This window comes from Bacillus sp. FSL K6-6540 (assembly GCF_038007545.1).
In genome coordinates, this window is record NZ_JBBOXH010000002.1 from 60,695 (window position 1) to 83,396 (window position 22,702).

Sequence of the window (22,702 nt, forward strand, 5' to 3'; positions counted from 1 at the left end):
TTTCAAGTCAAATCAATATACATCACGCTGATAGCGTTTTTGCTGCCGCATATCGGCAAGATAAGCCTCCGCTTCTTCGCGGCTCATATTGCCTTCTTTTTCGATAATTTCAAGTAATGTGTGATGGACGTCATGCGCCATATGCTTTTCATCTCCGCAAATGTAAACAGCCGCTCCTTCTTGAAGCCATTCAAACAATTCTGCGCTGTGTTCGAGCATGCGGTGCCGCACATATACTTTTTCTTCCGTATCACGTGAGAACGCCACATCCATTTTTGTCAGCACACCGTCTTTGAGCCAATTCTGCCACTCTGTCTGGTAAAGGAAATCCGTGACAAAGTGCTGATCGCCAAAGAACATCCATGCCTTTCCTTCCGCTCCCGTCTCCTCACGCTCCTGCATAAAGGAACGGAAAGGTGCGACGCCTGTCCCAGGGCCCACCATGATAATCGGTGTTTCAGGGTCTTTCGGAAGCTTAAAGTTTTGATTGTGCTGTACATAAACCGGCAGTGTGTCACCCGGCCGCAGACGTTCCGCGCACAAAATCGAGCAGACGCCTTTTCGTTCACGGCCGTGCGCATCGTAGCGGACTGCGCCGATTGTTAAATGCACTTCATCCGGATTTGCGGATAAACTGCTTGCAATCGAATAAAGGCGGGCAGGCATTTTTCGCAAAATAGAGACAAACTCCTGCGCAGATACACTAAATGGGCCATAGTCACGGACGAGATCAAGCAAATCGCGCCCTTCAATATAGGCTTTTACATTCTCCTCATTTCCCGGGGCTAAAAGCTCTCTAAGCTCATCGTTCCCTGTCAGCTGGGTCGCCTGTTCAAGAAGCGGTTTTGTGAGAACGGTAATCTCATAGTGATAAATCAGCGCTTCTTTCAGCGGACGGACATCACCTTGCTTATTAAGCGTCACAATTTCTTCCGGGTCCCAATTCATTTCCTTTAGGAGCACTCGACAAGTTCCGGATCGTTTTCCGGATAGACGCCGAGGCTGTCACCAGGCTCGTAAGTCAGGCCAGATCCTTCAAGAGACAGCTCCACATGGCGTGTTTCTTTATTTGATCCTCTGCCGTTTAAATTTAAATTTTCTAACACTTCAGCCCGAAACGGGTTTGTTCTGGAATACGAAGACTCACCGGTTTGTGACGCAGCCGCCGGCGCAGGCGCGGCGCTTCCGACCCCAGCTTCATTTAATCCCTTCAATACACCCTCAAGCCATTCGGCTGCCGGTTCATCATAGTCAAGATCGCAATCAACGCGCGGAGAAATCCGTTTTCCGCCGAGTTCTTCTAAGCGCTGATCAAATTCTTTCCCTGTCTGGCAGAAAAACTCGTACGAACTGTCACCAAGCGCCAAAACGGAAAAGCGCAGGTCTTCAAGCTTAGGCGCCCGTCTTCCGTGCAGAAATTCGTGAAACGACAGCGCGTTATCAGGCGGCTCGCCTTCTCCATGCGTACTGACGACGATTAAAAGATTGGTTACCTTCTTCAGCTGATTCGGCTTAAAATCGCTCATGGATGAGACGGTCACTTGAAAACCGCTCTGTTCAAGCTGCTTGCCGGCATTTTCTGCAAGCCCCTGTGCGTTTCCCGTCTGTGAACCATAAAGAACGGTCACTTCTTTTGAAACGGCCGGTGCTGGTGCTTCCGCAGACACAGCTGCCGCCGGCGCACCCGCAGCTTCTTGGGCGGAAACAGATTGAGCGGATAAATATCCGCTCAGCCAGATTTTCTGGGATTCGGTCAAGGTCGGCAGAAGGCGGTTAAGGAGCTCTGCCTGCTCCTGATTAAACGGACTGTTCATTACCTGAAGTTGCAACGTATCCACCTCACAAAGTTATAAACTGATCGAAAATTGCATCTAATTGAACTTTACCGGAATACTAGGCTTAAGTAAAATATATTTACATGATGATAACTATTAAGAATCCTAATGATAAAACGGCTATGCTTCATGTAAATAGAAAAAAGAGAAGGACTCCCTTCTCTTCATTCAGCAATCTGATATAAGTGAGGCGGCACAGCGGTTACAAACGGACTGGCTTCACCTGTATAAAATACCGCCAGCATGTGCATCGCACGGGTGCACGCAGTATATAAAAGCCTGCGGTCGTGCTCTGTATGATAGTGTTCTTCAGATGCATCATAGACAAGCACTGCGTCAAATTCAATTCCCTTCGCTAAATACACCGGAATCACGCAAACACCCTTTTGGAATGGTTGATTTTCTTTATGAATCAGGCGAACATCTGTATATTCACTCATGTGGGCGTGCGCCTGTATGCATTGCTGCGCAGTCTTGCAGATGACGGCTATTGTTTCGTGCCCTTTTTTCTTGAGCCGGCCAATTTCTTGCGCGAGCTTTTGGCAAAGGCTCTCATGTCCTTCAGTTTTGACAACGAGCGGCATTTCCCCGCTTCTATTAAACGGCTCAATATCCGCTCCATCTTGAAGCATCGCTTTGGTAAACTCGACAATCTGCCTTGTTGATCTGTATGTTCTCTTTAAACGAACATACTCAGCAGGATCATCCTCAAAGCACGCATCCATACGCTGATCCCCGTGTATGGTATGCGCGTAGATGGACTGATTGATATCACCGAGCACTGTCATGCTGGCAGCCGGAAAAATGCTTCTCATGTAAGCCATCTGAAACGGTGAATAGTCCTGGGCTTCGTCAATAAATAGATGTTTGATCTTCGTATTTTTCTTTCTGCCCTCAATCAGATCCTGCATATAAAGAAACGGTGCCGCGTCCTCATAGAGCAATTTATTATCCGTAAATGCCGAACGGGTCAGCTCACCTATCACGGCCATCTTCTCATGCTGAAATTTCCCTCCCCAGCCAGAAAACAATTGCAAATACAGCTGTGAAACATCAAGAAATGCAAGGAGCCTGACTGCCTGCTTGAGCGGTTTGAAAGCTTTTTTCACAATGATGGCGGCAAGCAGCTGCTGCTCTCTTTGATAATCGTTAAACGTACTCTCGCTGAACCGTTTCCTTTCCTGCAGTTTTTTGTACACGTCCAAGTAGTCCTCTTTGTCAAGCAGCTCAGCTTCATGAACGACCCAATCCTTTCGCCGTTCCTTTTTCTCAAGCTTGTTAAGCTCACTCAGCAGCCACTTCGCGGTTTGCTCCATCCGATTCGGAATGGAGTGATTTTGATCCAATGAGTAAAAATAGGATTGAATTTGCTCCTTTGTGATCAGCTTTTGTCCGCGGAATATAATATTTTTAAAAATCATCCCTTCAGAGGAAAGCCGTGTGACGTATTCATTAATGAATTGCTGAAAGGATAAACCCGCCTTCCATGTGATTCCCGCAAGCCTTGTTGGAAAATCGCCTCCCTTTGTTTCGGTCAGGCAATATTCGAGCTGATCAAAGGGGCTTTCACATTTGAACTTGCGGCCAAGACGATGCTCGATATATTCCTGAAACGTCGCCTGCTCCATATTCTCTTCTCCTAACTCCGGCAAAACAGAGGAGACATAGCTGTTAAATAAGAAGTTGGGAGAAAACAAAACGATTTGTCCGGCATCAATGACGCCACGGTGCCTGTATAACAAATAAGCGACACGCTGAAGCGCAGCCGATGTTTTCCCGCTGCCAGCCGCTCCCTGCACGATCAGGATCTTGCTTTTTTCATTACGGATAATCTGATTTTGTTCTTTCTGAATCGTAGACACGATGTTTTTCATTTGGGTATCGGAGTGATGGCTTAATACCTCTTGCAGCATTTCATCACCAATCGTCATATCGGTATTAAACATCGCCTTGAGAGTGCCGTTTTTGATCATAAACTGGCGTTTCAGCACCATTTCCCCTTCTATCGTTTCACCGGGCACCTCGTACTCCGCTTTACCTGGGGAATAATTGTAGTACAAACTTGATATCGGCGCCCTCCAGTCATAAATCAGAAAGTGTTCCTCCTTCTCATCCAAACAGGAAGCTAAACCGATATAAATTCGCTCTGCCTGCTCCTCGCCGTTTTCAATAAAATCAATTCGGCCGAAATAAGGCGATTTTTTTAATTGATGAATTCGTTTGAGCTGCTGATCCATGCGCCGATGATTGTGTTCCCGATCAGACAGCAGCTCTGCCTGCTGCTTAATGCTTGCCATCGTTTCAATCGCTTCATGGGCATCATCAAAATTAACCTTAACATCCTCCCAAAAGCTTTTTCTTAATCCGATGATATCATGCTTCAACCCGCCCGCAGACGTTTCCAGAAACCGCTCTTTTTTTTCGAGCTCCTGCAGCACCTCATCTATTCTCGACTGCTCTTCCTTCCATTCCTTATCCTGCTGATTCATGAACGGCACCTCCAGAAAATAGTTGACAAACATAGATGAAATACTGTAAAATATAATTGGATACATATATCGAATGTATGACGAAACTGGCAAATACAATTTATCTTAGCACATTCACCCAATACCAATCAAGGTTTGGGTTATTTATATGCAGAAAAAACCGATTTCAACTCGAAATTGGTTTTTTCTCTTATGATTTCACATTGATCACTGTTGGAGGTGCTTTTCTTAGGTTGCGAATCTTCTCTTTCATCAGTATCGATTCCTTATTCCATTCAATCTTCGATATAATATTTCTTTTTCATTTTAAAAACACCGCAGAGCTTTACCGTGTTTGTCTGTTCATCTAACGTGAAGAATGACTAAACTGGCTGTTATTGTCATCTTCCATAAAACAACTACATCCTCGCTATCGTATCTATAGTCGCAGTAAAATAGTCATTTTTCATCCAATTTCGACATATTTCAACAAATTGAAGTTTTTCATTTGGGAGAATAGGACGATGTTACATTATTTCTCTCGGTTTATGATAAGAACATGAAGAAAGAACCAGAATTAGTTAGGAGGAAATACTCAGTGAAGAAAAAGCTATCTATGATGTTGCTGGCATTCGTCGTAGCCGTAACAAGTTTTACGGCAATTGACCTAGTAAACAACAAAGCGGAAGCTAAAGATTGGGTTAAAAAAGGTCAAATATGGAGTACTCATTACCATTCGGGCTCATTTAAAAACTATACTTACTCGCCAACATTTCAGATTTATTATCCGGGACGAGGAACTTGGGCCAACATGACAGCAAACGGATCAGGCAGCGGGAAAATTACAGCAACTCTGCAACAAAAGACAAATAAAGGCTGGAAAAATGTTAAAACTTTTTATGCAACGAAAAAAGGCTCTACAAATTTAAGTTACAAACAAGCTTCTAAAAGCTACAAAACAAAATACAGATTCAAATTCACTAACACAGGAACTAAAAAAACCATCAGCTATACCTTTTGGGCTACCTATTAATTTTCAATAGCTTTGCTCTGCGCGTCAGCATTCGAAAAGGACTTTTTATTTGATCCCGGCAGGCTACCATAAAAGAAACCTCTCCATGACGGAGAGGTTTCTTTTATTTTACTGACTATCTAAGCGAAAAGAACGGTTTGGCAGCTTCCAATTAAACATATAGGAACAAACCCGGCAAACAACGAGCACGAAAAACAGAACGTACAAGCCGAACGAGTTTCCCAGCCAGCCCAAGCCGACGATTAAACCGCCGAGAGCCGCCCAGACTGCATAAATTTCTGCCTTCAGCACAAGCGGTTTGCGCCCGGCAAGAAGGTCGCGGATGATTCCGCCCCCGCTTCCCGTCAGCACCGCAGCCACGATCACGGCACTAAGCGGATGGCCCATTTTGACAGCATACAGTGCGCCTTGGATAGCAAAGGCAGCGAGGCCGATCGCATCTGATAAATTGCCCCACTTATTCCAATGCTTCAGCAGCAGCTTCGGAAACAGAAACACAATTGTAATAGATAAAAGCGCGATTTGAAAGTACGCTCCCTGCTCCCATAGCGCTGACACCGGAACACCGATCAGCAAATTGCGGATCGCTCCTCCTCCAAAAGCGGTGACAATCCCTAATATATAAACTCCTAAAATATCATATTCCTCTTCCATCGCAACAATTGCGCCGCTGACTGCAAACGCAATGATGCCAATCACACTGAGCAGCTCCCAAGCCATTCTGATGACTCCCTTTTATGTTTGTTAAATTTTCTGACGACCTCTAGATTTTATAATCGCTCCAGCGTAAAATCAATAACATTTTTATGAGAAAAAAAGATAAATTTAGAGGGAATACGGCTATTGCTGATGGACATGAGTTTGCGAAATTAAAAAAGCGTCCGGCATACGCGGGCGCTTTTTTTGTTATTCAGATTTTTCGCCTTTCAGCAGGCACATAAAAATGATAATCAGGATAAAAGCAATCAGGGCCAGGAATGGAATCGTAATAAAACCAAACCAGTTAATATATTGGCCCGAGCACGGCACGCCGCTAACACATGGCTTAATGCCGCTAAAGCCGGGCACTTTTTGCTCTAAGTAATGCATGATCGAAATGAATGCCCCTATAATCGCCATCGGGAGCACATATTTTTTCACTCGTGTGTCCCCTTGAAAGGTGGCGATGCCTAAAATCAGGACGAGCGGATACATGAGGATACGCTGGTACCAGCACAGTTCACATGGAATAAACTTTCTGATTTCACTGAAATACAGGCTGCCCAGCATAGCGATAAGAGCCACAACCCAGGAAGCATATAAAAATACGATTCTATTTTTCATATCGTTACTTCCCTTTCAGCTCTTTTTCTATTGTCTCTTTGATTTCATCATAATCCGCAAAATTTTTGATCACTTTATCATTGACGTAAATCGTCGGTGTTGCCTGTATGTTCATTTTTTGATTAAGGTCAGAATCCTTTTCCACTTGAGAAGCGAATGTTTCCTTATCAAGATTTTCCTTGAGCGTCTCAGGTTTTATCTTTGTGGTGCTTTTTGCAAGATCACCAAGGAGGCCTGGGGTTACCCATTCCTGTTCCGTATCCGGCTGTTTTTCGAACAGCTTTTCATGGAAATCCCAGAAAGAGTCAGGGTCTTCCTTCCATACTTCTTCAGATGCAAGAGCCGCTAACCTTGAACCTTTTCCATGGAACATGACGTTCACGAAAGAAAATTTCACATCGCCCTTATCAATAAAGTCTTTTTGTATTTTTGGAAAGATGTCACTGTTAAACACCTTGCAAGACGGACATTTGTAATCTCCGAATTCTACTACAGTTACCGGTGCATCGTCCTTGCCAAGCACAGGCTGCCCTTTGATAGACGGCTGTCCGGAAACCGCATCATTGCCTTGTTCCGTTTTGTTATTAATGATGACAATGGCTGCTAGCAATACAACAACCACAACCGTAAGGATGACCGCGAATTTCGCAGAAGACTGCTGTTTCTTTTTCACTCCGACACCTCATCGTTTTAAAATTAAAAAAGAAGCGGATCGCAATTGACCCACTTCTTTATTTTAACAAGACAAGCGCTGATAAGAAAACCCCGAAAAAATGAATTCTCTCCGACAATTTATTTGTTTTTGAGACGCATGACGCGCATGGCGTTCGCCACAGCAAGCAGTGTAACGCCGACATCTGAGAAAACCGCTTCCCACATGGTCGCAATTCCAAATGCACCAAGAATAAGAAAGATCGCTTTCACACCTAAAGCAAATCCGATGTTTTGCCACACGATACGCCGTGTCCGTTTCGCAATCCGAATCGCTTCCGCAATTTTTGACGGCTGATCTGTCATTAGCACGATGTCTGCGGCTTCTACCGCGGCATCTGAGCCAAGGCCTCCCATCGCGATCCCTATATCTGCGCGGGCAAGCACCGGCGTATCATTGATACCGTCACCGACAAAAATGAGTTTTTCATTAGGCAAAAGCTTAGCTTCTAATGCTTCGACCTGCGCGACTTTATCTTGCGGCAGCAGCTCTGCATATACCTCACCAATCCCAAGCTGTTTTCCGACGGCTTCTCCCGTTTGTTTCGAATCACCCGTCAGCATAGCTGTCTGTTTGATCCCAAGCGACTTCAGATCAGCAACCGCCTGTGCTGCGTCTTCCTTTATCTCATCCGCTATGATGATTGCTCCGGCATAGCGGTGATCAACAGCAACGTGTACGATTGTTCCAGCATTTTCATCCGGGACATCCTCAATTTGTTCTCTTTCCATGAGCTTTTTATTCCCAGCAAGGATCTCAGTTCCATTTACCTTTGCAAAAATGCCGTGACCGGAGATTTCTTCGTATGACTCAATCTCATCGGAAGAAAGCATTTTCCCGTAAGCTTTACGCACAGATTCAGCAATTGGATGCTGTGAATGAAGCTCAGCGTATGCCGCCGCTTCAAGTAATCTATCCTTTGTAAAACCTTCCGCGGGTTTGATTTCTGTCACTTCAAAGCTGCCTTTTGTTAGTGTTCCCGTTTTATCAAACACCGCGTATTTGACTTGATTCAAAGCTTCTAAATAATTGCTTCCCTTTACAAGCACTCCGGCCTTTGAGGACGCTCCGATTCCGCCGAAGAAACCGAGCGGAATGGAGACAACAAGCGCACAAGGACAAGAAATCACTAAAAAGATAAGCGCGCGGTACACCCAATCGGAAAGCGCGGCGCCAGAAAGAACAAGCGGCGGAACAAAGGCCAGCAATACCGCGATGATCACAACAGCAGGTGTATAATACTTGGCAAACTTCGTGATAAAGTTTTCTGTCCGGGCTTTACGGCTGCTCGCATTCTGAACCAAGTCTAATATTTTTGATACTGCTGATTCCTGATAGCCCTTTGTGACTTCAATATGCAGAACGCCGTTTTGATTGATAAAGCCTGACATTACATCTTGTCCTTCCGCAGCTTTTCTCGGAACGGACTCACCTGTTAAAGCAGATGTATCAACCATCGCTGACCCTTGCACGACCTTACCGTCCAGGGGTATGCTTTCTCCCGGATTAACCACAATGATGTCTCCTGTCTGAACATCCTCCGGGGAAACCTGTTCGATGCCGTTCTTTGTTTTGAGATTAGCGTAATCAGGCCGTATGTCCATTAACGCACTAATTGATTTTCTGGAACGGCTGACCGCGGCACCTTGAAAAAGCTCACCGATTTGATAAAACAGCATAACGGCGACGCCCTCAGGGTATTGCTGAATCAGAAAGGCGCCGATTGTAGCAAGAGCCATTAAGAAATGCTCATCAAACACCTGACCGCGGATGATGTTTTTGACTGCGCGGATCATAATGTCACCGCCGATGATCAAATAAGCAGCGAGGAAAAGGAAAAGTTCAATGGTTCCCGAATGAACCAAATATGCCGCTGCGCCGAGAATGACAGCCGCCGCCATTCTGATCAGCATATTGACCATTCGATTACGATAGCCATCATCAGCTGATTTCTTTATATGCTTTTGGCGAACCGTTACATGCGGATCAATTGATTTCACTTTTTTCTCTACTTTATTCGTGACCCATTGCTCTTCTTTCCCATCGGCTGAGACAGTTAAGGTGCTTGCCGCAAAATTTACCGCGCATCCGTCAATGCCTTTTATGCCTTTGACTCCATTTTCGATTTTTTGGGCACAATTGCTGCAATCCAAACCGTCCAGAACGTATTCCTGTTTCACTAGTCTCACCTTACCTTCCGATTTAGGGTTCCCTTTTCAAAGCGTATCAATGAGTATTGCATTCATTTTAATATATATGAGCATATACTCATATATAAGTTACACCTATTATATGTTGTTTTCCAAGAAAGTGTCAATGAAAAACAAAAACCGGCATATAGCCGGTTTTTCATTTTACTTTTTGCAGACGAAGAGCATTCAGAACAACGGAAACGGAGCTGAATGCCATTGCTGCTCCTGCTATCCACGGTGCTAAAAATCCAAGTGCTGCGATTGGGATGCCGAGGCTGTTATAGCCAAGCGCCCAGAATAAATTTTGTTTAATGTTTTTCATTGTCAATCTGCTCATGCGGATTGCGTCGGCAATACTGTTCAGATCGCCGCGAATCAGTGTAATGTCTGCTGTTTCCATGGCAATGTCCGTGCCAGTTCCAATCGCCATGCCGATGTCAGCTGTGGCAAGCGCCGGCGCATCGTTAATTCCGTCGCCTACCATTGCCGTCTGGCGGCCCTCTTTTTGTAGGCGGGCAATTTCTGCTGCCTTTTGTTCTGGAAGGACTTCCGCAATGATATTCGTAATTCCCGCTTCCTTCGCGATAGCTTCTGCGGTTCTGCGATTGTCTCCTGTCATCATGATGACATCAAGGCCCAACTCTTTCAGACGGGCAACAGCCTTCCGTGACGTGTCCTTAATCGTATCTGCAACCGCTACTAGCCCAGCTGCTTCTCCATCAATGGATACAAGCATAACTGTTTTTCCTTCTGCCTCTAGCTCTTCCATTTTGGCGAGAAGAGCCCCATGCTCAACCTGTTCGCTCTCCATTAATTTTCTTGTGCCGACGAGAATGCTTTTTCCTCCGGCTTCAGCCAAAATGCCTGCGCCGACTTTTGCTTCAAAACGGGTTAGCTTCGGTATCTCAAGCCCTTTATCTTTCACGCCAGCAATAATCGCTTCGCCAAGCGGATGCTCTGATCCCGTTTCGGCTGCCGCTGCAAATTGAAGCAAATCTTTTTCTTCAAAACGGCCGAATGGAATGGCATCTGTCAGACGCGGCTTCCCGTTTGTCACGGTTCCGGTTTTATCAAGAACAATTGTATCGAGACGATGTGTTTTTTCTAAATGCTCGCCGCCTTTAAATAAAATCCCGAATTCAGCAGCGCGTCCAGATCCAGCCATTATGCTTGTCGGAGTGGCAAGACCGAGGGCGCAAGGACAGGCAATGACAAGAACCGCAATGAACTTGCTGATCGCTTCAGCAAAATCGCCAGGAGCCGCCCAAAGGTACCAAATGAGAAAAGTGAGAACGGCAATCCCCAATACAATGGGTACAAAAATGCCTGAAATCTGGTCAGCGAGACGCTGGATCGGCGCTTTTGACCCTTGTGCTTCCTCAACAATTTTGATGATATGAGAAAGCGCAGTATCCTTTCCGACGTTGACAGCTTTAATTTTCAGGAAACCGTTTGCGTTAACGGTTGAACCTGTCACGCTGTCACCCGGATTTTTGTCAACAGGAAGACTTTCTCCTGTAATCATCGATTCGTCAACCGCTGAACGGCCTTCAACCACTTCTCCGTCGACAGGAATTCGTTCGCCAGGTTTGACGTAAACAATGTCATTAACAAGCACTTCGTCGATCGGGATGATTTGCTCCTGTCCGTCTCTTACAACAGTCGCTGTTTTCGCTTGAAGCTTCATCAGCTTTTTAATCGCATCCGAGGAACGGCCTTTTGCTTTTGTTTCAAACAACTTGCCTAATAAAATCAGCGTCAGCAAAATCGCGCTTGTTTCATAGTAAAGGCCATCTGTATGCCCGTGAGAGCCAAGGCTTTGAAAAGTAAGATAAAGGCTATAAGCGTAAGCAGCCGTCGTACCGAGGGCGACCAATACATCCATATTGGCGCTTTTATTTCTGAGCGCCTTATACGCACCCACATAAAACGGCCAGCCGATCAGAAATTGGACTGGTGTCGCCAGCGCAAATTGCATCCACGGATTGAGAAATATATCGGGTACCCAAATGAATGATGTAAATGTAAAATGGCTCACCATCGCCCAAAGCAATGGAAACGACAGGACAGCTGAAAAAATCAGTCTCGCTGTTTGCTTCCGTTCTTCTTTCTTTTTAGCAGCAGCAGCCTCACTGTCCTGTTCACCCTTCAACTTTAGCTTATATCCAAGCTTATCTACCGCTTCTTTCAAATCGCCGACAGACGCTTCTTTTGGATTGTATTCGACCGTAACTGTTTCTAATGCGAAGTTTACTGGTGCATTTGCGACGCCTTCTATTTTGTTAAGCCGTTTTTCAATCCGATTGGCGCAAGCCGCACAGGTCATGCCCTCAATATCGAATTCAGCTTTTTCTGTAACAACGTGATAGCCCAGCTTTTCTATTTTTTCTTGAATCGCTGCAGTCCCTGTTTCAGCAGGATCGTAGATTACATTTGATGTTTCCGTTGCCAAATTAACATTGGCATCCGTGACACCGGGCATCCGCTTCAGGCCTTTTTCAATTCTGGCAGCACATGCCGCACAGGTCATACCAGAGACCTGCATCGCGATTTCCTTTTGTTCACTCAACATACTCACTCCTTTATATACACCTGGGGGGTATATAAAAATGAAAGAAATATCGCGCCTCCCTAAAGGCGCGATACCTTGAATCACTCAGCTACGTCATAGCCCTGATCTTCTATCGCATCCGCAATATCTTTGACTGATACTTTGTCAGCATCAAACGAAACATCGACTTTACCCGCTTCCAGATTGACATGAACGGCACTGACGCCGTCCAGTTCTCCTACGCTTGTTTCTACTGCTTTGACGCAGTGCTGACAAGACATTCCTTCAACTTGCAATGTTTTTTGTTCCATAATCAATTCCTCCTGTTTATTCTTTCTATTTACATCCTACCATACCCCCGTAGGGTATTACAATAAAAAAACGCTTTATGATTTTGTGAACTTTTTAAATACGTCCAAAAGCTCAGAAATGGCCTGTTCCCCGTCGCCGCTTTTGATGGCATCTGCTACACAATGATGGGCATGATCCTCAAGCAAATGAAGCGCCACATTTTTCATTGCCGCCTGAACAGCTGAAATTTGCACAAGAATATCTACACAATATCTGTCGTTTTCCACCATGTTTTGAATGCCTCGGACTTGACCCTCAATCCGCTTAAGCCGGTTTGTAATCTGATCTTTTTCTTTCGAGCTTTTATGGTTTAATGTTTTATGTTCGTTATGCTTTTCCATGCGTACACCTCTGTTTAATGATATTAATTCCCATTATACTGATTGTCCAAACGGTTGTCTAAGCATGCCGACGCAAAAAATGAATCAGTTAGGTTTTACCATTTGATCAGGAGGGTATATACTTCTGTTGATAACGCTTTTAAAGGGGAGAAGAAAAGTGGATACGATCAAGGTTGGAATATTAGGATACGGATTGTCCGGTTCTGTTTTTCACGGGCCGCTGCTGGATGTTCTGGATGAATATCAAATCAGCAAAATCATGACATCTCGGACAGAAGAAGTGAAACGGGACTTTCCAGATGCTGAGGTTGTACATGAGCTTGAGGAAATCACAAATGACCCTGCCATTGAGCTTGTCATTGTCACCACCCCGAGCGGCCTTCATTACGAGCATGCTATGGCATGCATACAGGCCGGAAAACATGTTGTGATGGAAAAACCAATGACAGCAACAGCCGAAGAGGGGGAAACATTAAAAAGGGCTGCCGATGAAAAAGGCGTATTATTAAGCGTATATCATAACCGACGCTGGGATAACGACTTTTTAACGATTAAAAAGCTGATCTCTGAGGGATCTCTTGAAGATATCAATACATATCAAGTTTCCTATGACCGCTACAGACCTGAAGTTCAAGCGCGGTGGCGGGAAAAAGAAGGCATTGCCACTGGTACGCTGTATGATCTCGGCTCCCACATCATAGACCAAACCCTGCATTTGTTTGGGATGCCTAAAGCCGTGACTGCAAACGTGATGGCCCAGCGGGAAAATGCCGAAACGGTTGACTATTTTCATTTAACCCTGGATTATGGCAAGCTTCAAGCCATTCTATACGGAGGATCAATCGTTCCGGCAAACGGACCTCGTTATCAAATCCATGGAAAAGATTCCAGCTTTATCAAATACGGAATTGACGGACAGGAAGACGCACTCAGAGCGGGAAGAAAACCAGAGGATGACAGCTGGGGTGCAGATGATCCGGAGTTTTACGGACAGCTTACAACCATTCGTGGCTCCGGCAAAAAAACAGAAACGATCCCATCAGTAAATGGCTCCTACCTTACTTATTACCGCAAAATAGCGGAAAGCATACGGGAAGGTGCTGCGCTGCCAGTCACTGCTGAGGAAGGTATTAATGTCATCCGCATCATTGAAGCCGCGATGAAAAGCAGTAAAGAGAAACGAACCATTATGCTGGAGCACTAAAACAAAAGCCTCCCCAAATAAGGGGAGGCTTTTTCATTAGAATGTTTTTCCTGCTTCTTTCGCACGCGCAATCGCGTCTTCTTTGATTTGCTGTGCTTTATCAGGCTCCGCATTATGTCCCTCTACGAAAATGCCATCGAATGATGGTACGCCGAAGAAGTTCATCATGATGCCGATGTAGCGGTGCCCCATTTCCATCTCAGCCGCAGGGCCTTCTGAATAGTAGCCGCCGCGAGCTTGGATATGAATTGCTTTTTTATCAGTCAACAAGCCGACAGGACCTTGTTCTGTGTATTTGAATGACTTTCCTGCAACGGCAACAGAATCGAGATACGCTTTCATCACTGGCGGGAATGAGAAGTTCCATAAAGGTGTAACAAATACGTACTTATCAGCTGATGCAAATTGATCGCTAAGCTCTCCCAAACGGCCTACTTTCGCTTTTTCGCTTTCAGAAAGCTCTTCAAAGCCTGTACCTGACTGAAGCTTTCCCCATCCGCTGAATACATCTGCGTCAATGTGCGGGATGTTTTCTTTGTACAAATCGATATGTACAACTTCATCATTTGGATTTGCTTCTTTGTAAGATTCGATAAATGCTTTACCTGTTGCCATACTGTACGAAGTTGCTTCGTCATGCGGATGAGCAGTGATATATAATACTTTTGCCATTTTTACCAGCCCTTTCGTTTTTAAAAATCACACACCAATTATTATCATACAGATGCATAATGATTATTCTGTCTCTCTTAGACTTTATTATAGAGACAAAGAAATTTACTTTCAAGTAAAACATCTCGAATTAAAGATTATTTAACTTTCCAAACAGCTTACTTTTCAAAAGTTGTTCTCAAGCCTGAATACAGCGCGGACAATTCTTTACTGATTCGAGGATAATGAGGAACATGCGGCACTTGAATATCCGCAGGTATCCTTTTCATGATAAAGGATTGCTGAGCCTGTTCAAAAAACGCCCGCAGCTGGTTGATCTCTTCATCAGAAAACGGAGCAGGCGGACGGCGGTGAGCTTGGGCCGAGAGCAAATAGTACCCTAAGTGCTGAGCACCGGAAATGGCAGGCCAGAGCGCATCAGCATTCGCATGAGGAAACTCGCCAAGCGCCTTGTCATACGCATCCCGAAGCTTAACAAGGCTCACCCTTAACTTGTGTTCGTCGGCTTTCTGCCCGGTTAACAGTTTCTCCATAAACTGCCCTTCCAACCGGATGACGTTCCTCATCAGTTCAGGCAGCCGCTTCGTTGAAAACCGCCGCCACAAAAGCATTGTTCCCAATAGCCCGATCACGCTGCCGACAGCTACGTCCGTCAGCCTCGCTATCATAAAATAACCGGCTCCCGCGCCGCCATGCATACTTTCTGTGATAACAAGCGCATTTGCGGTTAAAAAGGGAACAGCCAGCGCATAATTGCGGACGATCAGCATCTCAAGAAGACATTGCAGCGCTGCAATACATAACGCAATATAAACACCGCCCGGCTTAAAAAACAGGATTGCGCCAGCCAGCATTACCCCGATCACCGTTCCGGCCGAACGCTGAATAGCCCTGTGAAGCGTAAAAACAACAGTAGTGCCAAGCATGACTGCTGCTGCCGAAAGCGGAATCCAATAGGAGCGTGCAAAGCCGAATGCGAGGGCAAACATATCGGCGGCAAACAGAACAATTCCGTACTTTAACGCTCTAATCAAAACCGGAGACTTCCAGTCAAAGGCATTTCTCAAAAAGTAAAAAGAGGATGGCAGGCGGCTCGGTTCCCCGTCAAGCTGCTTATCAAAACGTCCTGAAGCGATATGCAAAACCTCATTGATTTCTTCAAACAGCTTCCGCCTAGGCTCAGATTCGTTCTCATTAATCTGAAACGTACCGGAAACCCGTGCATGCGCAAGCATATCTCCGGTTTGGCGAAGTGCCTTTTCAATCTGCGCGGTCTCTCTGTCCGGCGTTTCAGCTGAAAAATGAATAATGGCAAGGAATATGTCGTCAGCTTTTTCAAGGAGGCGGAAAAATCGTTCATCATGCCGCGATTTTTTCCGTTTATTCCCTTTCCCAAGAACTGTTTGGCGGGCTGTTCTAAGCATGAGCACCGTCTGATGCTGTGCGTTATGAAAACCTGGCGTTCCGACGGCTGAAAGACATGCAGCCAGCTGATGATATGTTTTTTGCAGCACCGCTCCCTCCGGTCCATGTTTGTTCGATAACCAGCCGATTAAAGCGATACCCATGGCGAAAATGCCGCCGAGAAACGTCAATCCCGCTCTGACCAGCGCTTGTGAAGGATCGGCCGGCAGCCCGGAACTGACTAAAAAGGCAAGGACAAAAAACATTGGCGCAGGGCCTTGAATGCCGAGCGCGCTAAAAATAAACATCGCCGCTGCACCGATCAGCCCCAAAACAGCCGCCATCATCCAAAGCATCCCGGACAAAAGCGTCCCTAAACCAAATGAGAGGGCGATCCCAATAGAAACCAAGAGCAGCTTCAAGGCGCGCTTTTTGTACGATTCACCGCCCGCATATAAATAAACAAAGCCTCCGATACTTGCAATTAATCCGTAATCCGTGTGACCTGCCAATGCACCGACCAGCACAGGAAACCCTGAAGCGAAACCTGATCCGATAGCCTTTTTCCAAGGAAATGGATTTGCATGAATGCGAAAGGCATCCTTCACGATAGGCATGATTCTTTGATTGTTCGCAGCAGTTTTGTTCATTTGACAAAATCCTTTTCAATGAATGTGTAGAACTTTTCCCGTTTCTTTGCTTTAGTATGCCCAAAAACGCGGTTAGCTTCTCAATTGGTGCGCCCGATAAAAAAACAGAGACTTATACCGTCTCTGCTTCATTACATCAGTTTATTATCATAAAAGCGGCACCTGTCAGGACTGTTTTGTCCTTCTGCCTTCCTTCAAGAGCAGGTGAATAAAAAATAAAGGATAAATCAATAGATACCCATTAAACAGCCACCATACAAGATCAAAGTCCCTGCTGAATGTCCAGAATGATATCGCCTGCAGACCTGAACAACAGGTCAGCACAAGAGAAATCAGCGCCATCATTTTCCAGTCAGCACGATTCACCCGCTGTAGGTACAAGCTGTACAACCCTGTGACAGAAATCAGGATATCCAGCGGAAAAAAAGACCAGTTCCAAGCGATCATAAACGGATGGTCATGATGTTTAAAAGCCCAGCTTTCCGGTATGAGCGAAAACCCGGCTGACAACCAGTACAAGATAAAACCGATATCAGTCACGAGAAAAAACAGCTTCATATATCTCATTTGTACTGCCCGCTTTTATGTACCGGCTCAGACACCGCAGCATGCTCAATCAGGTTTAAAGACACAACACCGGCAATAATCAATCCAATTGAAATGACTTTGATGACACTAACATGTTCTTGAAAAAACAAAAAACCAACGACTGTAATCAGGACAATTCCCATCCCTGACCATACAGCATAAGCAACTGATACATCAATGGATTTAAGCGTAAGCGTCAGAAAGAAAAGACTCCCTCCATAAAAGAAAATCAACAGCAAACTGGGAATAAGCTTTGTAAAACCAGACGATAGCTTCATGCTGACCGTTCCCACAACCTCAAACAAAATCGCCAAGCATAGAAACACCCAATTCACGTGGCATCAGCCTCCTCATCAGCTGTTATACCGTTAAACAAAACATCTACAATTGATTCAAGTACCTCTCCTGTCGTGAACTGATGTTTCAGTGGATATTCAGGGTCATACACTTGGTTGATGCTCCCTATATACATGTGAATAAACAGGTCCGGATTGATGTTTCTGATTCTCTTTTGCTGTTTGCACTCGTTTAATAATTCTAGGACAATGGCCCATTCTGCCTTAATAAACGTGTCTAATGTAAGCCACGCATCGTAATGGTATTTCTTTAGTTCATTTAATAATCCCATGTTCAGCAGTTCCATTCCCTGCGGAAGGCTGATCAGCATTTTTTTCACCTTTTCAAGCACATTTAAACTTTCATTTTCATAGATGTCTCTTTCCATTTGCTTCATTTCGGCTAAAAATTGTTCGACAACCGCCTCAACAAGCTGATCTTTAGATGAATAATATGCATAGAGCGTCCGTTTGCTCGTTCCCAGCGCTGCAACACAAATCATTCATCGTAAATGAAAATCCTTTTGCTTGATCAGCCGGAAAGTTTCCGCCAGAATTCTTTTATCCATATTAATCCCCCGCTTTCGGTACCAAGAAAACTATTTCGGTACCAATATTATACGGCAGAAATTTATGGAAATCAACAATATATAAAAAACCTCTCCTGTTGGGAGAGGTTTAAAAGACACTGCGGACCAAACCGCCGTCCGCCCGAAGTGCCGCGCCATTGATCGCAGAGGAAAGCGGGTCGCTTAAAAATGTAACGAAATGGGCGATTTCTTCCGGACGGATCAGTCTTTGAATAATAGATGTCGGCCGGTTTTCTTTCATAAAACGTGCCTCAGCTTCTTGAACAGTCAGGTTTTCACCAGGATACAGCGAGTTCAGCATGGTTTCCACACCCTCTGTTAAGGTAGAGCCCGGCATGACGGTGTTGACTGTGACATTCGTGCCGGTTGCCAGCTCCGCCAAACTGCGGGAAATGGACAGCCGCATCGTTTTTGTCGCACTGTAATGGGCCATTTCCTGTGACGGCATAATCGCCGCTTCACTGGCAATGAAAATCACACGCCCTTCTTTTTTCTCTATCATGTTATGCAAATACCTGCGTGTCAGCCTTACACCGCTCATAATATTCACTTCAAAAAAACGAAACCATTCATCGTCGGGAATATCAAAGTACTCCGCCGGTTCAAAAATCCCTAAATTGTTGACCAAAATATCAACCTCTGGATATGCCTGAAACAGCTCATTGCGCCTTCTTCAGTTCCCAAATCAAATGCGGCCGGATAAAGAACCGCTTCAGCATGTTGTGTTTTCAGTTCATCTATCGTCTGATTCACTTTCTCTTCCCGGCGTCCGTTAATGATCACTGCCGCACCTTCTTCAGCTAACGAAGAGGCAATAGCTTTTCCGATCCCTGATGTCGAACCGGTCACCAGTGCGGTTTTTCCTTGTAAATTCAGCTTCATTATTCATCCCTCCGTTTTTGATTTCTCTTATTTATTGACAGAAATCTGATTGGTGAAACATCTGCTCTGCAATCAGTATGAAACAGCTGGGATTGAAATGGAAGTACGCACTTTTTGGTGCCTGTGGTTTGGAGAAAAAAAAAGCAGAACCTCTTAAGAGGTTCTGCTTTATGCTCATTATGTATGGAGACAGCGGGAGTCTATTACCATGGTATGGTTATGTTTTAAAATAGTTACAAACCGTTGATATATAAGCCTTTACGTATGATAAAAAATCAGTTTAAAAACTATAATTTTATATTTTTGTTATCAAAATGTTACCGCAAATGTCATGGACCTACACACATACTCAATGCCTTGAATTCTGCTACGATGCGGTAGGTCCATTTACCGATCGTTCCCCTCCCTCCTCATTTTCCCTGTTCTGGTCCATAATCACCTTATCATTCAACCTAAGGGTAATTTTTACATGATAGCTAACACTTTGATTTGATTTATTTTAAAAATAATTCTTTGTTTATCAATATACTCATTATCTAAATCTACTTTAAAAAATGGAACTGCCCTTGTAGAACTTTCTGCCTGCAAATAAAAAGGGCCTTCACTAGGAAAGGGCCTTTTCCATTCCTCTCTAAAAATGGAGGAACTTGATTCCAGATTGTAATTCTAACATTTTAAAAGCAAAGACAAACATTCCTTTAAAATGGTTTCCGCCAAAAAGTCTCACTAGATATAATTGAATTATGTGCATATGTGCTTTAAAGATAGAGGTGAATATATATGAAATTAACTTTGATCCGCCTGTTGATATGGGGTGTGGGTGATACAGAAAACACAAATGAGCATGACAAATTTTGAACGCAAGTTATATCAGTTTTTTGTTAATATGCGGCTTTACAGAAAAAAAGAAAGACCGTAAAAAGTGAACAGGAAATACGTGATACCACGAAAACCTTATCCGAAAAATGGATTGTTTAGAAAGTCCTACTCGATGAGGACTTCTTTATGAATAGGCTAAATTCTCTTCAAAATAAATTTTACATTTGGTAAAATAATGGATATATGAAGGAGAGTGATTGATACATGTTGCTATTTATAGGTAAATTCATATTGCTCTATATCTTCTGTTCTTTTGCTTATTATTTATTTAAAGTCGCTTATTACAATATTGGTAAAAAATTAGCGCTAAGCACATCGGAAGGAACTAAAGCGAATTGGGTCGCAAACGTGTTTATTAAAAACGGTACTAAGCTAACTGATGGTGATTATTTTATGGTTGCAGTTGTTTCAGCATTGTGGCTTTTACTTAGGTAAAATAACAAGCCTCCCTTTACAGGAGGCTTGTTTTTATTCAGTTGGATAACCATTTGCCTTACAGAAACTCTTAATATATTTGTTTTTGCTAGCAAATTTTCTGCAAGCTTTATTCATCCCAGCGTTATAAACTTCTTTCAAGAATTGTTGAGCTATCCCAGCCAGACCAATTGCAGTAAGAAGAGCAATAAGCTCTTGCAATCCAATATATACTACCCACGGGAGTGCTGGAACAATTGCAGTGGAGGCATCTCCAACTTTGACTTCTTGTCCTTTGTTTTGCTCTAACCATTTAACCTGTTCAGTTGGAATGCTAGCATAAAATAATGAAAGGTTAAAGATTTCATCACCAGTATAACCAATTTGTTTAGCTTTTTCTTTATCTACGCTGTATGTAAAATCATCGTTGAGTTTTAAAGCTTCTTTGACAAATTTCTCTGCTTTCTCAAAATCAGCTTCCTTTGCATGCTTTAATGCCTCGCTTACCTTCTCTTTCGATGTTAAATTGTTCATAATTGATTTTGCTTCTACGGTGTTGGCAGGAGTGCTTAAGAGGACAGTGACTAAAAGGGCAAAAGACGACAAAATGACAATTATGCTACTTTTTAGCTTACTCATTCCTTTAATCATTCCTTTCTACTAATTTGTTACATGCTAAATATTATCATATTTGGAATTTAATTTACATTACAAAACTGTGACATTTAAACTTTTTACACATTAAAAAAGCCCTGCTCATACGAGGGGGCTCAATTATTATGCGGACGATATTTTTTATTTGTTTCAAGCTATTCTTTCAACGCCTCCGCATCTTGCAGTAAAGACAAACTTGTATTCCCTATCTTTTTTTTACAGCTTCAATGCGTTTGTCACTTATCAATTTACTCATGCGCCGCTTATTTACCCCTAAAATCTCGGCAACTTCAGAAGTGCTGAGGACCTCAGTTTTCAGGAAGCCTTCAACCTCCTCACGACCGCCGAAACATTAAACACGTATAGTCACCTTTATCCGTCTGCACAACGTGAGGTTATTGGCTTTATGAAAAACGAAAAATTTTAAAAGTGTTACCAAAATGTTACCGCAGTGCCTCAAAAGCTTTAAAAGCCTTGATAGCACTGCGGTTTCAAAGTATGTATGGAGACGGTGGGAGTCGAACCCACGTCCAGAAACATCGATTACTTAAGCGTCTACGAGCGTAGCCTGCATATTTATGGTTTCACTCATCTTCTTGCCTGCGGGCGGGCCTTCCGAGAGCTAGTCTGTTCATCTCTTCTTACGTTCTCAGACAGGAACGCAAGCGTAGCCTACTTGGATGTGCTCTTCACAGACACATAGGCAATGTCAGGAAGAGCTCGCCGCGCTTATTAGGCGCCTAATGCTACGTTTTGGTTAAAACTGTTAGTTTTGCCAGTTATATTTAAGTGCGTGTTTACGAGATCGCCTCTCGGCTCGCAGCTCAAGCTCGATCCATCCCTGTCGAATCCGTAACGTCCCCTTGGTATAAGGGAAATACGGGAGAAAATATCAAGCTCTCACTCAAACTGGCTATAGTCTTATTATAACATGATCACGGCTCTTTTCAATTGTCAAATCCTTCAAATGAATAGCGACGTGATCTGATCGTGAACACAGTATAGCACAGGCCTGATTTTCGAATCAAGCACTATGCCTTTAGAAGCCTTTTTGACTGTCTCTGAACGCTCTTTCGATTTCCCGCTTCGCGTCCTTGCGCTTCAGATCTTCCCGTTTGTCATAGTTCTTCTTCCCTTTTCCAAGGCCGAGAAGCACTTTGGCAAAGCCGTTTTTTAAATACAGCTTCAGCGGAACGAGAGAATAGCCTTTTTCCTTTGTTAACCCGATCAGCTTATTAATCTCCTTGCGGTGCATTAACAGCTTTCTTGTCCGAAGCGGATCGTGGTTATAGCGGTTTCCCTGCTCATATGGGCTGACGTGCATATTGTGGAGAAACACTTCTCCCCGTTCGATTTTGGCAAAGGAATCCTTAAGGTTTACGCGGCCGGCGCGAATCGATTTGATTTCGGTTCCTTGCAGAACGATGCCTGTTTCATAGGTTTCTTCTATAAAATAATCGTGATTGGCTTTCTTATTTTGAGATAATACTTTTCCTGACCCTTTTGGCATGCCAGAACCTCCTCTCTCTAAGGAAAAACTGTCCACCTTTTGCGATACGCTCTATTTTACCAAATGTGACGTACTGCTACAATGAAAAGCTGTTTCCGAAAGAAAGCAAATAGA

The 22,702-nt window shown here is 44.1% G+C and carries 18 protein-coding genes, 1 other RNA gene and 3 pseudogenes; 3 read left to right on the forward strand and 19 right to left on the reverse strand.

The window, feature by feature from the left end:
* Positions 1-12: 12 nt before the first annotated feature.
* Positions 13-1,829 (reverse strand): annotated as a pseudogene (locus MHH82_RS32775) (assimilatory sulfite reductase (NADPH) flavoprotein subunit).
* A 170-nt stretch (positions 1,830-1,999) separates the two neighbouring features.
* Positions 2,000-4,324: a DNA helicase IV gene (gene helD, locus MHH82_RS32780; protein ID WP_041850540.1), complete on the reverse strand. Its 2,325-nt coding sequence runs from the start codon at positions 4,322-4,324 to the stop codon at positions 2,000-2,002.
* Between the two features lie 577 nt (positions 4,325-4,901).
* On the opposite strand from helD, the gene MHH82_RS32785 reads away from it, so the two are divergent.
* Positions 4,902-5,336: a hypothetical protein gene (locus MHH82_RS32785; RefSeq protein WP_014477979.1), complete on the forward strand. Its 435-nt coding sequence runs from the start codon at positions 4,902-4,904 to the stop codon at positions 5,334-5,336.
* 108 nt (positions 5,337-5,444) lie between these two features.
* On the opposite strand, the gene MHH82_RS32790 is transcribed toward MHH82_RS32785, so the two are convergent.
* From MHH82_RS32790 to csoR, 7 genes are all read right to left on the reverse strand, one after another.
* A complete protein-coding gene (locus MHH82_RS32790; protein ID WP_003228419.1) occupies positions 5,445-6,056 on the reverse strand; it encodes a trimeric intracellular cation channel family protein in 612 nt (203 codons plus the stop codon).
* Between the two features lie 186 nt (positions 6,057-6,242).
* Positions 6,243-6,659: a disulfide oxidoreductase gene (locus tag MHH82_RS32795; protein WP_003228417.1), complete on the reverse strand. Its 417-nt coding sequence runs from the start codon at positions 6,657-6,659 to the stop codon at positions 6,243-6,245.
* A 4-nt stretch (positions 6,660-6,663) separates the two neighbouring features.
* A complete protein-coding gene (bdbD, locus tag MHH82_RS32800; protein WP_003228414.1) occupies positions 6,664-7,332 on the reverse strand; it encodes a disulfide bond formation protein BdbD in 669 nt (222 codons plus the stop codon).
* A 119-nt stretch (positions 7,333-7,451) separates the two neighbouring features.
* Positions 7,452-9,560 carry a heavy metal translocating P-type ATPase gene (locus MHH82_RS32805; protein WP_125121138.1) on the reverse strand — a complete coding sequence of 703 codons (2,109 nt, stop codon included), beginning with the start codon at positions 9,558-9,560 and terminating at the stop codon, positions 7,452-7,454.
* 160 nt (positions 9,561-9,720) lie between these two features.
* Positions 9,721-12,132: a copper-exporting P-type ATPase CopA gene (copA, locus tag MHH82_RS32810; protein WP_041850539.1), complete on the reverse strand. Its 2,412-nt coding sequence runs from the start codon at positions 12,130-12,132 to the stop codon at positions 9,721-9,723.
* A gap of 83 nt (positions 12,133-12,215) precedes the next feature.
* A complete protein-coding gene (copZ, locus tag MHH82_RS32815; protein WP_003228406.1) occupies positions 12,216-12,425 on the reverse strand; it encodes a copper chaperone CopZ in 210 nt (69 codons plus the stop codon).
* 75 nt (positions 12,426-12,500) lie between these two features.
* A complete protein-coding gene (csoR, locus tag MHH82_RS32820; protein ID WP_003228404.1) occupies positions 12,501-12,806 on the reverse strand; it encodes a copper-sensing transcriptional repressor CsoR in 306 nt (101 codons plus the stop codon).
* A 127-nt stretch (positions 12,807-12,933) separates the two neighbouring features.
* Here csoR and iolW point away from each other — a divergent pair, with 127 nt between their 5' ends.
* On the forward strand, positions 12,934-14,010 hold the full coding sequence (iolW, locus tag MHH82_RS32825; protein ID WP_014480865.1) for a scyllo-inositol 2-dehydrogenase: 1,077 nt from the start codon (positions 12,934-12,936) through the stop codon (positions 14,008-14,010).
* Positions 14,011-14,046: 36 nt separating this feature from the next.
* On the opposite strand, the gene azoRB is transcribed toward iolW, so the two are convergent.
* From azoRB to MHH82_RS32855, 6 genes and pseudogenes are all read right to left on the reverse strand, one after another.
* Positions 14,047-14,682: an FMN-dependent NADH-azoreductase AzoRB gene (azoRB, locus tag MHH82_RS32830; RefSeq protein ID WP_003243587.1), complete on the reverse strand. Its 636-nt coding sequence runs from the start codon at positions 14,680-14,682 to the stop codon at positions 14,047-14,049.
* Positions 14,683-14,840: 158 nt separating this feature from the next.
* Entirely contained in the window at positions 14,841-16,736 is a 1,896-nt protein-coding gene (locus MHH82_RS32835) for an FUSC family protein (RefSeq protein WP_072175067.1), read from the reverse strand.
* Between the two features lie 165 nt (positions 16,737-16,901).
* Positions 16,902-17,303 (reverse strand): YvaD family protein, encoded by a 402-nt coding sequence (locus MHH82_RS32840; protein WP_021480606.1) that lies wholly within the window; start codon positions 17,301-17,303, stop codon positions 16,902-16,904.
* Entirely contained in the window at positions 17,300-17,659 is a 360-nt protein-coding gene (locus MHH82_RS32845) for a DMT family transporter (RefSeq protein ID WP_041850537.1), read from the reverse strand. The genes MHH82_RS32840 and MHH82_RS32845 overlap by 4 nt, the downstream gene beginning before the upstream one ends.
* Positions 17,656-18,228, reverse strand: a pseudogene (locus tag MHH82_RS32850) (TetR/AcrR family transcriptional regulator). Before MHH82_RS32850 ends, MHH82_RS32845 begins: the two are co-directional and overlap by 4 nt.
* Before the next feature lie 109 nt (positions 18,229-18,337).
* Positions 18,338-19,131, reverse strand: a pseudogene (locus MHH82_RS32855) (SDR family NAD(P)-dependent oxidoreductase).
* A 1,083-nt stretch (positions 19,132-20,214) separates the two neighbouring features.
* Here MHH82_RS32855 and MHH82_RS32860 point away from each other — a divergent pair.
* Positions 20,215-20,445 carry a hypothetical protein gene (locus MHH82_RS32860; RefSeq protein ID WP_021480611.1) on the forward strand — a complete coding sequence of 77 codons (231 nt, stop codon included), beginning with the start codon at positions 20,215-20,217 and terminating at the stop codon, positions 20,443-20,445.
* Positions 20,446-20,478: 33 nt separating this feature from the next.
* On the opposite strand, the gene MHH82_RS32865 is transcribed toward MHH82_RS32860, so the two are convergent.
* The 4 genes from MHH82_RS32865 to smpB form a co-directional block, all read right to left on the reverse strand.
* Positions 20,479-21,063 (reverse strand): hypothetical protein, encoded by a 585-nt coding sequence (locus MHH82_RS32865; RefSeq protein WP_041850536.1) that lies wholly within the window; start codon positions 21,061-21,063, stop codon positions 20,479-20,481.
* A gap of 220 nt (positions 21,064-21,283) precedes the next feature.
* On the reverse strand, positions 21,284-21,397 hold the full coding sequence (locus MHH82_RS32870) for a helix-turn-helix domain-containing protein (protein ID WP_340970710.1): 114 nt from the start codon (positions 21,395-21,397) through the stop codon (positions 21,284-21,286).
* A 181-nt stretch (positions 21,398-21,578) separates the two neighbouring features.
* Positions 21,579-21,941: a transfer-messenger RNA gene (ssrA, locus tag MHH82_RS32875) on the reverse strand.
* A gap of 176 nt (positions 21,942-22,117) precedes the next feature.
* Positions 22,118-22,588 carry an SsrA-binding protein gene (gene smpB / locus MHH82_RS32880; protein WP_003220025.1) on the reverse strand — a complete coding sequence of 157 codons (471 nt, stop codon included), beginning with the start codon at positions 22,586-22,588 and terminating at the stop codon, positions 22,118-22,120.
* Between the last annotated feature and the right edge of the window lie 114 nt (positions 22,589-22,702).